Origin of the sequence: Pseudoalteromonas sp. B62 (assembly GCF_037162565.1) — a bacterium.
Classification (GTDB): Bacteria; Pseudomonadota; Gammaproteobacteria; order Enterobacterales; family Alteromonadaceae; genus Pseudoalteromonas; species Pseudoalteromonas fuliginea.
The window spans coordinates 2966339-2978689 of the sequence record NZ_JARLVB010000002.1 but is presented as its reverse complement, the minus strand read 5'-3'; the positions used below and the strand labels follow the sequence as shown (position 1 = coordinate 2978689).

General features: G+C 38.5%; 10 protein-coding genes and 4 pseudogenes. 6 read left to right on the top strand and 8 right to left on the bottom strand.

Translation table 11 applies throughout. The annotated features are described in order from the left end of the window. The first annotated feature begins 370 nt into the window (after nucleotides 1–370). The 3 genes and pseudogenes from acuR (at nucleotide 371) to P4S71_RS17880 (ending at nucleotide 2536) form a co-directional block, all read left to right on the top strand. Nucleotides 371–1006 (top strand): acrylate utilization transcriptional regulator AcuR, encoded by a 636-nt coding sequence (gene acuR / locus P4S71_RS17890; protein ID WP_033029609.1) that lies wholly within the window; start codon nucleotides 371–373, stop codon nucleotides 1004–1006. A 49-nt stretch (nucleotides 1007–1055) separates the two neighbouring features. Continuing rightward, the gene (gene acuI, locus P4S71_RS17885) at nucleotides 1056–2048 is read left to right on the top strand and encodes an acrylyl-CoA reductase (NADPH) (protein ID WP_337120362.1); all 993 of its coding nucleotides are present in this window, start codon (nucleotides 1056–1058) and stop codon (nucleotides 2046–2048) included. A gap of 72 nt (nucleotides 2049–2120) precedes the next feature. Then, nucleotides 2121–2536 (top strand): annotated as a pseudogene (locus tag P4S71_RS17880) (VF530 family DNA-binding protein). A 98-nt stretch (nucleotides 2537–2634) separates the two neighbouring features. On the opposite strand, the gene P4S71_RS17875 reads toward P4S71_RS17880, so the two are convergent. Continuing rightward, nucleotides 2635–3066: a DUF3859 domain-containing protein gene (locus P4S71_RS17875; protein WP_007377140.1), complete on the bottom strand. Its 432-nt coding sequence runs from the start codon at nucleotides 3064–3066 to the stop codon at nucleotides 2635–2637. A gap of 206 nt (nucleotides 3067–3272) precedes the next feature. Here P4S71_RS17875 and P4S71_RS17870 point away from each other — a divergent pair, with 206 nt between their 5' ends. After that, nucleotides 3273–4277 (top strand): YHYH protein, encoded by a 1005-nt coding sequence (locus P4S71_RS17870; protein ID WP_337151183.1) that lies wholly within the window; start codon nucleotides 3273–3275, stop codon nucleotides 4275–4277. A gap of 13 nt (nucleotides 4278–4290) precedes the next feature. After that, the gene (locus tag P4S71_RS17865; RefSeq protein ID WP_337151182.1) at nucleotides 4291–4821 is read left to right on the top strand and encodes a hypothetical protein; all 531 of its coding nucleotides are present in this window, start codon (nucleotides 4291–4293) and stop codon (nucleotides 4819–4821) included. Between the two features lie 105 nt (nucleotides 4822–4926). On the opposite strand, the gene P4S71_RS17860 is transcribed toward P4S71_RS17865, so the two are convergent. The 7 genes and pseudogenes from P4S71_RS17860 to P4S71_RS17830 all read right to left on the bottom strand — a co-directional run bounded on the left by P4S71_RS17860 (nucleotide 4927) and on the right by P4S71_RS17830 (nucleotide 10710). Continuing rightward, a complete protein-coding gene (locus P4S71_RS17860; protein ID WP_337151181.1) occupies nucleotides 4927–6744 on the bottom strand; it encodes a protein kinase domain-containing protein in 1818 nt (605 codons plus the stop codon). Nucleotides 6745–7263: 519 nt separating this feature from the next. Beyond that, nucleotides 7264–7635 carry a hypothetical protein gene (locus tag P4S71_RS17855; protein ID WP_337151180.1) on the bottom strand — a complete coding sequence of 124 codons (372 nt, stop codon included), beginning with the start codon at nucleotides 7633–7635 and terminating at the stop codon, nucleotides 7264–7266. Between the two features lie 45 nt (nucleotides 7636–7680). After that, complete coding sequence (locus P4S71_RS17850; RefSeq protein ID WP_337120357.1) at nucleotides 7681–8340, bottom strand: NADPH-dependent FMN reductase; 660 nt, start codon at nucleotides 8338–8340, stop codon at nucleotides 7681–7683. Between the two features lie 163 nt (nucleotides 8341–8503). Then, nucleotides 8504–8740 (bottom strand): hypothetical protein, encoded by a 237-nt coding sequence (locus P4S71_RS17845; RefSeq protein WP_008136419.1) that lies wholly within the window; start codon nucleotides 8738–8740, stop codon nucleotides 8504–8506. Between the two features lie 72 nt (nucleotides 8741–8812). Continuing rightward, entirely contained in the window at nucleotides 8813–9001 is a 189-nt protein-coding gene (locus tag P4S71_RS17840; protein WP_337151646.1) for a DUF2914 domain-containing protein, read from the bottom strand. A gap of 111 nt (nucleotides 9002–9112) precedes the next feature. Then, nucleotides 9113–9783 (bottom strand): annotated as a pseudogene (locus P4S71_RS17835) (DUF5924 family protein); the annotation flags it as partial. A gap of 178 nt (nucleotides 9784–9961) precedes the next feature. Then, nucleotides 9962–10710: pseudogene (locus tag P4S71_RS17830) on the bottom strand (spermidine synthase). A 629-nt stretch (nucleotides 10711–11339) separates the two neighbouring features. On the opposite strand from P4S71_RS17830, the pseudogene P4S71_RS17825 reads away from it, so the two are divergent. Then, nucleotides 11340–12316: pseudogene (locus P4S71_RS17825) on the top strand (DUF1852 domain-containing protein). Nucleotides 12317–12351: the final 35 nt, after the last annotated feature.

Below are 12351 nucleotides of genomic sequence, written 5' to 3'. Positions count from 1 at the left end.
ATTAGTGAAATCTACATTTAATGAATAGTTAATAAAAATGTAAAATTCAAATCATAAAAGCAATTAAATTGTTTGACTTTAACTAAGCTGCTGATGCAAAAATGAATTAACATTTAAAAAAGTAAGTGGTCATACAACATTTAATTTGACCGGTTTTATGCTAAATAAAATGCGACTCAATAATCGCTAAAAAGCACTTATGTGCTTTAATTGTGACCGACTAATATAGACTAAGTTCCAAACAAAAATGTAATCGTGACACTTTTATTTCATTAATCTTAAATTAGTAGCCCGCCCCTAACTTGAAGTATTTTTAAACAATTTGAATTTATACTTGATTATTTAAAGTCGACCGGTCTAATATGTGTGCATGAACAAAAATACATCAACACCAATACGCCGTGGTCGCCCACCTAAAATAGCCAGAGAGAACGCCGATACCAAAGCGTTACTTATTCGCACGGGCCTAGAAACCTTAACTGAATTTGGCTTTAGCGCCACGGGGCTCGATACTATTTTAAAAAAAGCGGCTGTACCTAAAGGCTCCTTTTATCATTACTTTAAAAGTAAAGAAGCCTACGGCATTGCGTTAGTTGATGCATACGACAGTTATTTTATTGCCAAGCTTACCCATTACCTGCAACAAGAAGATGTTCCCCCACTTGAACGCATCGTTAATTTTACCCAAAGCGCAATTAAAGGGATGAAAAAATACGATTACAAACGTGGGTGTTTAGTGGGTAACTTAAATCAAGAGCTTAACCATTTAAGTGAAGAGTTTAAAATCAGGTTAATGCAAAGCTACACTGCTTGGCAAAACCAGGTAGAGGTTTGCTTAAATCAAGCTAAACAACAAGGCACAATTGCAAGCCATGTAAATACAAAACTGATGAGTGAGTACTTTTGGATTGGTTGGGAAGGCGCTGTTATGCGCGCCAAGCTCACAAAATCAAATACCCCACTTACTTTATATACAGAAATGTTTTTACGCGCATTACTAACCTAATGCGTTTTTATTTACCAATTAAAAGACGATCGGTCTAAAAGGATATCCAATGAGTACCCCAATTAAAGCCATTGTTATTAATAAAGAAGATAATAACTACAGCGCCTCATTATCGACTATAGAAAGCAGTGATTTACCAAACGAAAACGTGTCTATCGACGTGCTATACAGCACACTTAACTATAAAGATGGTTTAGCAATTACGGGGAAAGGCCCCGTTGTACGCAGTTTTCCTATGGTGCCAGGTATCGATTTAGTGGGTACGGTTACAAATTCCACCAGCGATGAATTTAAAAATGGCGATAACGTAATATTAAATGGCTTTGGTGTAGGCGAAAAACATTGGGGCGGGCTTGCTCAAAAAGCAGCACTTAATAGCGATTGGTTAATCCCCTTGCCTACAGGTATTTCACCAAAACAAGCAATGCAAATAGGTACAGCCGGTTATACCGCTATGCTAAGTGTTATAGCACTTGAAAAACAAGGAATAACTCCTGAATCTGGCGAAATACTGGTAACAGGTGCCAATGGTGGCGTAGGCAGCTTTGCTATTTATTTACTAAACCAACTTGGCTATAACGTAACAGCGGCAACGGGTCGATTAGATCAAAGTGAGTATTTAAAAGAGTTAGGCGCTTCACAAATAATTGACCGAAATGAGCTTTCAAACCCGGGTAAGCCTTTACAAAAAGAGCGATTTGCAGCGGCAATAGATTCGGTAGGTAGCCATACACTTGCTAATATTTGTGCATCATTAAAGTATGGGGGTGTAGTAACCGCCTGCGGACTTGCACAAGGCATGGATTTACCTGCCTCAGTTGCCCCGTTTATATTACGTGGCGTATCTCTTATAGGCATTGATAGCGTAATGCGCCCTAAAGCCGACAGAATTGAAGCGTGGGATCGTTTAGCAAAATTAGTTAGCGCCGATTATTTAGATAAAATTTCAACAGAAATTTCACTAGAACACGCCATTGATAACGCAGAGCGACTTATGCAAGGCAAAATACGCGGTCGTGTTGTAGTTAATTGCCAAAGTTAAGCTATTTACTCTGTTAAAGCCTCGTTATTAAATTTATAATGCAATTTGTATTTTAATAACGAGGCAACACCTATGAGCAACCAAGAACTTTTCAGTAATAACCCACTGCAAGGCGTTAAATTAGAACAAGTGGTTGAAGAGCTGGTTGAACAATACGGGTGGGAGCTCCTACACGCTTATTTACAACTTAACTGCTTTAAAAACAATCCTGATATAAAGTCAGCGGTTAAATTTTTACGTAAAACACAATGGGCACAAGAAAAAGTAGATAACTTTTACCTTTATCGCCTTAAAAACTTACCTAAGCCTGATGATGTTCAATACGAATTACCGCCACGTGATCGCGTGATCCCAGCTGATCATAAACCGGGGGAGCCGTGTGAACTTAGTTTTGTTGATGCTAAACGTATTATAGAAAAAAAGCATCAAAGCAACGTGCTCGCGATCGTAAACAACGCTCTAATTCTAGTAACCCTTGGGGTAACTAAACACGCTAATTTAATTTTGTAGAGCTATTTTAAATGGCTCTACAACTCTCTTTTATTAATTTTTATTACATCCACACCATATAGCTAACAAATAGAAATCAATACCCTCGGTTTTTCCAAAAATCTGTTTCAGTACGCTCTGCCTCTAATGCCACCTTAAAAGTTTTATCAGCAATAATTTTCCCATTTAGCTCAATAGTCATACGCCAATCACCCAATTTATTCTCTATTGGCAACCAAAGCGTGTCGCCTAAATAAAAGTTCCAATCACTGTTTTTAACGTATACATCGCCTTCAAAGGGGTCCATTACATCACCTTCACTGTCTGGAATATCTGGATGGTATATACAATAGTGAAGCTTTTCGCCTTTACCCTTTTTAATATTTACGATTAAGCCAAACTCAACATCTACCTCAGCTATTACATTTGTTGTAAATTGCTCTATTTGTGGCAATGCTTTACTTTCGCTGTCCCACTTAGAGTAAATACCGTGACTTTGTAACGTCACTTCAGGTTTTGTTTTAGCCATTAAGGTAACCTTTTATATTAGCTATTTTTGCATTAGTTTAACTTTTTGAAATTTTAAAATAAAACACAATCCAATAAAGTTAAATCTCAACTTAGCTTTAATACTTCGCCTATTTACATCATTGCTAATTTGTCATCATTGTTTACACACTATTTGCACAATTGCTGATTATTGTTTGAGTAACTTAATTGATCAGGTATGCAGCAATGAAACTACACGCAGTTAATATTAAAAACTCAAATCGGGTAAATGCTATAAAGCTAAGCACCTTGGCTCTAGTTGTTTCATCGTTAGTTGCTTGTGGAGGTGGAGAAGGCATAGTTGATACCTCAACAACTACAGATTCATCACCAACCACCTCAGATAACGGTACAGGTACGAGTAGCTCAACCCAAGGCGTGCTTTGTGAATATAGCTACAGTGAATATAACGAGTCAGAATCAGTACAAGCCACCAGCGCTGCAGATTGGTCATGCACAGGAACTACACGCGACTTAGTCGCTAATGGCATACCTGATCACGAAGTAGGTACATTCCCTAATGCAGATAACCCAAATACTATTTCTGAACAATCAGTAAATGAAAGCTACACACTTGAGCCTGTAGAAACAACACAAGCAACCATGCTTGGGGGGCCTCGTGGAATGATAGGCGTTGTACTTAACGGCATTAAAATAGACGCCGGCACAGGCGGAAGTTGCGATGATTCAGGCACCGATTGTGATTTAGGCGACAACAGCGGTAATTGGAATATAGAAGCTTTAAGCCAAGACACGTTTAGTTTTGGAACAGACGACAACAATGCACACGTACAACCCGATGGCACATATCACTATCATGGTATGCCTGAAGGCTTTGTAACACTGCGAGGTGGCAATAGCTCCACTATGACTCTAATAGGCTGGGCAGCAGACGGCTTTCCTATTTATGCACGTTACGGCTATGCAGACTCAAATGATGCGTCTTCAGCGCTAACCGTAATGACCGGCAGCTACCAACACATAACATCTGTAAGCGCAAACCGCCCTTCTACCGATATATACCCATTAGGTACATTTGCACAAGATTGGGAATACGTAGCAGGCTCTGGTGATTTAGATGAATGTAATGGCCGCGTTGGCGTAACACCTGAGTTTCCTGATGGGATATACCACTACTACGCAACAGACACTTACCCGTTTTTTCAACGCTGCGTTAAAGGCGAAGTTTAGTTAGGAGTAAGCTATGCCTTACATAAAAAAATGTCTATTAAGTATGGTTACGTTAGGTTTATTGAGCACACCAACCTTAGCAAACGCGCATTTAATGGTTGCAGAACACGGAACATTAAACTTTGTAGATAATAACGTGTTTATTGTGCTTTCAATCCCTATGTCGGCTTTTAAATGGGTTGATGAAAACAAGGATGGCAAAGTGTCAATAATTGAGTTTAACGCTCATAAAAAGCTAATAACTAAGCGAATTAAAAAGAACGTTTATTTAGCGGATCATCAATATAAATTTACTATTGACGGACTTTTGCTAAACCCAGAAGCGTCTCATACACATAAAAACGACAATATAGACCAAGTAACCATTACTGGGCGCTACTCTTTGCCTAGTAAACTAACCAAGGTTAACTTTAACGTTAAGCTATTTAGTAACAATGAGCACAAGCAGCACTATCAAATTACAGCGATTAAAAAAACGCAAAAGCTAACTCATCAATTTGAGCTATCACCAACGTCGCCCTTTAGCAAGGTGTTTAATAATTAGTAATACTTACCTAAATAATTAAGTAGCAAAGAGTACAAGTTAAACCAATTTGTGCTCTTTTTATCTTTGTCTTCTTATTTAACACTCTTTAGTGAAGGGTTCTTTCTATAAAGATACAAGCTTGGGATTTTTAGGAAAGTAATGCTCTTGTTGCTGCTCACATAAACTAAACTCACGGGTGTTTTTATATGGGAGTTTCATGAAGCCCGCAACACCCACGTCCGTAATATTTACCGCGTATTGCATAAGTTTATTTAGCAAACGTTTAAACTCAATCTCTTTGCTCGAATCGAGTAAGCGGTAGTAATGGTGAATCTTCATTCTGTCGGGCAGTGCTTCAAAAATAATACACCCTGTATGATGAATTTGGTTAAGCTCAAATACGCATTTAATAACTTTTTTAGGTAGCTGTAGTTGCTCATCAGGGTCTTTGCCGTCTTCAAAGTATGAATGCGGGCGGGTTATGTCGTTTGCTTTCATGCTTACAACTTCGTATTCAAGCTCTGGTAGGCTATCAAACTTAAATGCACCGGTGCCATCTCGCTCTAACTGGATGGTTTTACGGGCATCAAACAAACAACACTTAAATAACCCTTTTTGATTAATCGCTTGAGCAAGCATTACCGTGTTATTAATCGCATCGCTAAACGCATCACCCAATGATTCGTCATGCATAATTAAAGACGATTCAACAAACATCGACTCATCCTTCCAATGAAAACTAAGCCCACCTACTACAGGGTACTTAGCTAATCGACTTATCGATGCCAAAAATGCTTTTTCGGTATCGCCTGTATCAAACAAAAACTCTTTATAATAACGGTCAAGTTGCGCGTCGTTTATATCTAGTAATTGCTGGTTATGATCGGCTTGGCGTAAAAACTGTTTTCGTGAACTATATACTACCGTGTCGGGCTGCTCGTCGTTGCCATACCAAAAAGGGATATCTGCTTTTCTTTGTTTTTTATCAAGCTCAGGTAAATACATTTTAGCCATAGTTGTAATGTTACGCATAAAGTAATCACCAGCACCATCACGTATGGCCTTACTTTTTGACAGCATGCCATCAATCACTTTAGCCAGTTCTTTGGGGAGCCCTAAGCTGCTTGCAGGGATGGCTTGCGCACCAAAGCGACACGACTGCGCCGACGCTAGCGCATACAACGTAGCGGCTACACCTTGCTCGTCGAATCGTGGGGATGATTGCTCCCCCGACATTTGCGCTTCACCAATAAAATATACATCGCCCATACGAGCATTCGTTGTGCTTAAATCACCCGACATTAAATCCATAAAGTTACTGGCAACAGGGTTACCATCACTATCGAGCTGTGCATACACAGAGCTGCCCCAATCCACTAACGACAGCGCATCAGTGTTTGCATCCCAAACAAGGTTTGAAGGTTTTATATCGCCATGCACTATAGGTTGTGGGCTAACGCCATTTTTGTGGCTACGTAAATCAATTAATACATTACGTAATCTAACAGCTAACGCCATTATTTGCGCGGCACTAAAGCGCCCTGTTTTAAGCGATACTTTTTCAAGGTCCTCTCCAATGGCACGCGCCATCATTAAAATCCCTTGTTTTTTAATTCGCTCAAACGCATAAAAGGTAGGCACTAAGGGGTTATTAATTTGCGAAAGCATATACGCTTCGTCTTCTAGGCGGTCGCGTACACTTTGGGCAAGTGTAATACGCGAAAACTTAAATACCCAAGGTAAGCCGTTATCGTCATCACCTGCAAACACAAAACCAAAAGCACCCGAGCCAATCATTTCAACGTTTTTGTAGCCCAGCAGTGTTAGCTGCTTAATACAAATATTAAGCCACTGGCGGTGTTTTTTAGCATCGCGGTGCGAAAGCAAATAAACAGATTGCTCTTCGTTGATATAAAAATTGCGGATTTCTTTGGCTTTCAATACAGGTACTCAAATTTATAAAACTAACTAGGGCGTGTTGATCTTTGTGGATTGAAATTTGTTCAATCTAGGGGCGATTAAATCGCGGCGCGAGGTTTGTAACCTAGTGGGCTAAGTAAAAACCGAGCAACAAAGAGTTAATCGTCCCTAGAAAGAACCCAAAGGGCAGCGCATGTTTGGTCTTTATGCTGCGTTATCGCCTATTCATGGGGAATAACCACACTACATAGGCTCCGCCTTGCCTAAAAACCAAACATACTGCTGCAAATTCACCCACCAAAGATCAACACGCCCTAATTATTAGTTTTATGTAATGAAATTACAATAGGTTAAATAAGAGTTTTGAAATCGTGAAATAAAACAGCGCTAAAGTAGCGCCATAGCAGTAAATTTAAGTGTAAACGTTAAAGCTCAAAGTAAGCTTTTTACAATGCACTGTATATAAACACAGTCCATTGCTTTTTGCTAACTTTCTATAACACGAAGCTGCTTAATAGATGACACAGCTATGTGCGTTTGCTAATAATATTTATTAGTGGCTCTTCTACGGCTCATAAAATCGATAGTTACTCGTTTAGCTTCGCCTGTTACTTCTATTGTTTTATCAATAAAAAAGGTGTCTGCTGGTTGTCCGTATTTACTTTGAAGCTCTGCTACCACATTAGGCTGTATTGATACCGTAATTGAACGCCTGTCGCGATAATCAATTTCGGTATTTAAATATAACCAACGACCCTGAGCTCCCGCCGCTTTAATTTGAAACTGGTAAGTGCCAGCAACACCCTTCGGTGCACTTTGCTCAGTAAAAGCGATAAGGTTCATATTTGCAGCCGTACTTTGGCTCATTTCAATTTTATGGGGAACAGAACTACATGTACTAAGCGTTAGCATACTTAGTAAGGCTAGATATTTCAAGACACAATTAGTTAGCGGGTATTAAGGTGCATTGCGCTGAGAAGGATCTGTTTTAAAGCTTTTTAGCAAACTTTGTGGGTCAACCACCTCGGTATGCTCTTTAGCAGCCTGCGCCCACCATATTAGTTGGCCAAAGGTGCGTGAGAAATAATTAAACCACGATGATTGACTCTCTCCTGCAACAGGTTTGCCATCCTCACTAAACACATCTTGCGCTTTTGGCACGTGGATCATCGCCGATACAGGCAAACAGCCAAGTTCAGATAAAAACGTGCGCATACTAATGGCCGCTCTTACACCACCCCACTGTCCTGCTGAGTAAGTTACTATTGCACTTGGTTTATACGAGAACAGTGAGCTACCAAAATGATTAAGCAAGTCAGCGAGAGCTGGACTCATACTGTGATTGTACTCAGGGCTAATCATTATATATCCATCTGCGGCTTTAATTTTATCAGCTAATAGAGTGAGCTCTGTAGGTGCATTACTTTTAGCATATGCAAAGTGCGGTTTAAATACGTTTTCGCTAGGAAAGTCCAACGCATCAATTAGCTCAAACTCATGACCGCCAAAATGCTCTGTTAAGCATTCTATACAAGCCCTAGAAACCCTTAAGCCTAAGCGAGCTGGTTTTGGTGGAGTGCTATCGCGTACTGTGCCTAAAAATACTAAAAACTTCATATGTAATTCTCAACTTTTTTAAACGATAGCTAAACACTAACATTTTTTAGTTATTGTGTATTACACATACGCATTGTTTATTGATTCAAAGCATAATAATAATTAAATTTAAAACTGAGCTTTAGTAACCATTGGTCTGTTGATCTTTGTGGATTAAAACTAGCTAGTGAGTCAAGTAAGCCATAAGGGTAATCAGTGCAACATAAAAACCAAAACCGAGTAGGAAGGTTAAGTCGACTCTTCTAGCTTTACTCGCTTTATAAGATGCAAAATCTTTAAACTCGCTTTTATACAGCCCAAACGTAACCACTTTTAATAACAGCCAACCGGTCGAGTAAAATAAAAAGCTCAAGCCAGTATCAACTATTAGCCAAATAAAAATCTCAAATGCAATACTCATTAACTATGTCCATTAGTTTGTAATAGAAAAACTATATCAGCTATGTGTTTAAAATACAGCCGGATTAGTTAATTAAGGTGTAACAGTAAATTTCGTTAAACCTATTAACTGACCTGATTCAGTGACTACTTTTACCTGCCACTTACCAACAGAGTCGCTAGGAAAATTTACCTTGTGGGTCCATGCTCTGTAACCAAGGTCTCTCCCGCCGTTTATATTTAACGTGATCCGATCAACTTCTTCTTTATTATGAAGCCACACATGAAATATTTTTTCATTTAAGCCTCTAGGTGCTTTAACAGCGGTCCAACTATATAAACCTTGATGATGCAGTGTATAGGAGTCTAACTGTTTGATACTCCCTACTGGCTTTTTATGCTGTAAATCAACTTCATGAGCTAACGTAATATCGGTTAATCGCAGCGCTGCAGGAGGCACATAGCTTCTCAATTGCCACACAGCAGTGCTCAAAGCACATAAAATAAATACAAGAATAGGAAAACGCCACCAGCGTGCATTAGGCATTAAATTGTTTAAACTCGGTAGAGTAACCACTACAGCCGTTACAAGGGCTGCGGCTAAGCTTTGGCTCGTTGTAAGGTTTAACAAAATAGGTAAGGTAACAAGTAAAACAACAAATAAAGCAAAGTTATGAAACACACTAAATAACGTACGGTTTTTAGCAAGCTTCTTATAATAAAAGGGGTCGATTACCGATATAACCGCACACAAAACAATGAGGGAGGTAAAAAATGCTTGAGGATGATCCCACTGCGTAACCGCTAAAAAAACGGCAAAGCAAAAAATAGGCTTTCTTGTTGCACCATTTGTAGCGCAAAACGCATTACATTAGGAGATACAGCCACACCAAATTTTTCTTCTACTTTGTCTCGTAGCCAATTATCAATAATTAGCCACAACCAACTAATAAGTAAAAATATCGCAATAACTTGCGAAAAAGACTCTTTTCTATCTACAAGTGCAAAGCTGGCAACGCCCGACAAAAACGCCAATACAGCCAATAATCCAGGCCGCTTTTGCATCGCGCTTATAAATTTAGCGATTATATTTTTACAGTAATCCATGTATGAGAGTTTCCGTACGGGTACGTACTTTATTATTTTTATTCAGAGTATGATTAGTTTAACTAAGTTTAAATGAACAACAGATAGACGGATGGATTTAAACGCGCCATTTAACAGTACATCAAACTAACCATTTTTAATTAAATAAAAGCCCAGCATAGCGCGTCATTGGTACGTTTATTAATTTTTGTAACGCGTGAGCCTTAGCAAGTAATTTATCCTCACTAAGTACAGGCATTGTATTGTTAAAAGCAAAAACAATTTTATTGCCGCCTTCAATAATAAAACTAAGAATCTTTCCTGCAAATTCTTTCTCAAGAAGTTGATCGAACGCTTCTCTTTGCCCAACTTTGGTATGGCAAATATTAAGTACTAAAACCCCATCAAAAGTGAGCGCATTTTTACAATCGCGTAAGTAGGATGATTGCACCTGATCTGACTCCATCCCTTCTGAGCTGTATAAATCAGAAAAAATAACATCCGTTTTTATCTGCGTGTTTTTCATGTAGTTTGCCGCATCATCAATATGAATAAACAAACGTTCTGACACAGGCAGTTCAAAATATTTTATAGCCATATCAGCCACGGCTTTACGGTATTCAACGGTATGTATGGTCAGTGCAGGAAACGCATGATAAAGACTTTTTGCTATAGAGCCCGCCCCAAGTCCCATTATCATCGCGGTTTTTAAGTGCGGAATAAAAAAAGCGCAGCCATCATAGCTTGCGTATAAGCTAAGCTTAACCCGTTAATATTATTTAATTTAATACAGCTTTGATAAATTTTTCCGTCAAAGCTGAGAATTAGATTCTTTTTTGTTTGATATACATAAACAGGGCCATGCTCATCAATAGTTGATGCAATACAAGTGCCTTTGATATCCACGAATACTCAATAGGTGAGGTGATGAAAAACGAGTATAACTTAGTTAACGTACTACCATTGCTACTAATATGGCTAATAACGCTTTTATTAATTTACAAGCATTTATATCCGTACTCAAAAAAGTCGGTTTATCATTTAGGTTAGATGAGCTGAAGTATCTGCTTTTATAGCTAATTAAAACTTATCCAGTGATGAATCTTAGTAAAAACAACGACTTAACATACTGAAATTTGGCTAATGTACTGTTATAGCTATAAAAAACCCCTTTGAATATTCCTCATGTTCAACATGAATAAAGTGCACACCACCACCAAAGAAGTCTAAACGGCTAAACATCCATCCGTTATTTTTACTGATTTGTGCCTTTTTTTCGTCAACTGCTACGTAATCAAATCTAACAATAATGATTAATGAATATGACTCATGTTTTATGTGAAATTAAACCGTTTTTCTTCATATACCAATCAACGTATAAATTACTCATCCCTTAGCGCTAAACACTATTTAACAACTTAAAGCTGCTGAATACCTAAACCAGCTAAGCCAGCTAAGCCAGCTAAGCCAGTTGCAAGGTTAATAAAGCGCAAAGCATCAATCAGGTTTAAATTATAAAATTGGATATAAACACGATGAAAAAAGATTTTACATTTAATATAAAGAGCGTTTCACTCGACGAAAATTATCATCCATCAACTAATACGCGTATCACAACCAACTTTGCTAATTTAGCCAGAGGTGAATACCGCAAAGCAAACTTGCGTAACGCCTTAAACATGATTAACAACCGTTTTAATGCCCTAGCCCATTGGGATAACACCAAAGGTGAGCGTTATGCTGTTGAGCTTGAAATTATCTCTGTTGAGATAGGTATTGAAGATGGCGGCGAAAGCTTCCCTCTATCGAAATATTAAAAACAAATATTGTTGATCATAAAACTAATAAGCGCATTGAAGGCATTGTAGGAAACAACTTTTCATCGTATGTACGCGACTACGACTTTAGCGTACTCCTACAAGAGCACAATAAAGGCAAGTCTCAATTTAGTATTCCTGATGACTTTGGGGTATTACATGGCAAGCTATTTCAGTCATTCGTAAATTCGGGTACATACAAACAAAACTTTAAAAAACCACCGGTTATATGCCTAAGTGTGTCAGATAACAAAACCTATAACCGCACCGAAAACCAACACCCGGTACTTGGCGTTGAATACGAGCCAAATGAATCGTCTTTAACTGAGCAATACTTCAAAAAAATGGGCTTGCAGGTACGTTACTTTATGCCGCCAAATAGTGCCGCGCCTTTAGCATTGTTTTTCTTTGGTGATTTACTTAATGATTACAGCAATCTTGAGCTTATAAGCACTATTAGTACGATGGAAACGTTTCAAAAAATCTACAGACCAGAGATTTATAATGCCAACGCAACAGCGGGTAAATCATATAAACCAAACTTAAAAAACTTGGACCACTCACTAACGCAAATTGTGTATGACCGAGAAGAGCGCGGCAAGTTAGCAAACGAGCAAGGCAAGTTTGCGCAAGAGCATTTTATCAAGCCGTATCAAACAGTTCTTGAGCAATTCTCTACTCGCTATCTGTCATAACAACTAATAGTAACAACCAGTAATAACACGCTTAA

Coding starts and splice junctions, on each gene's coding strand:
- acuR (WP_033029609.1), top strand. CDS start 371: ATGAACAAAAATACATCAACACCAATACGCCGTGGTCGCCCACCTAAA.
- acuI (WP_337120362.1), top strand. CDS start 1,056: ATGAGTACCCCAATTAAAGCCATTGTTATTAATAAAGAAGATAATAAC.
- P4S71_RS17875 (WP_007377140.1), bottom strand. CDS start 3,066: ATGGCTAAAACAAAACCTGAAGTGACGTTACAAAGTCACGGTATTTAC.
- P4S71_RS17870 (WP_337151183.1), top strand. CDS start 3,273: ATGAAACTACACGCAGTTAATATTAAAAACTCAAATCGGGTAAATGCT.
- P4S71_RS17865 (WP_337151182.1), top strand. CDS start 4,291: ATGCCTTACATAAAAAAATGTCTATTAAGTATGGTTACGTTAGGTTTA.
- P4S71_RS17855 (WP_337151180.1), bottom strand. CDS start 7,635: ATGCTAACGCTTAGTACATGTAGTTCTGTTCCCCATAAAATTGAAATG.
- P4S71_RS17850 (WP_337120357.1), bottom strand. CDS start 8,340: ATGAAGTTTTTAGTATTTTTAGGCACAGTACGCGATAGCACTCCACCA.
- P4S71_RS17845 (WP_008136419.1), bottom strand. CDS start 8,740: ATGAGTATTGCATTTGAGATTTTTATTTGGCTAATAGTTGATACTGGC.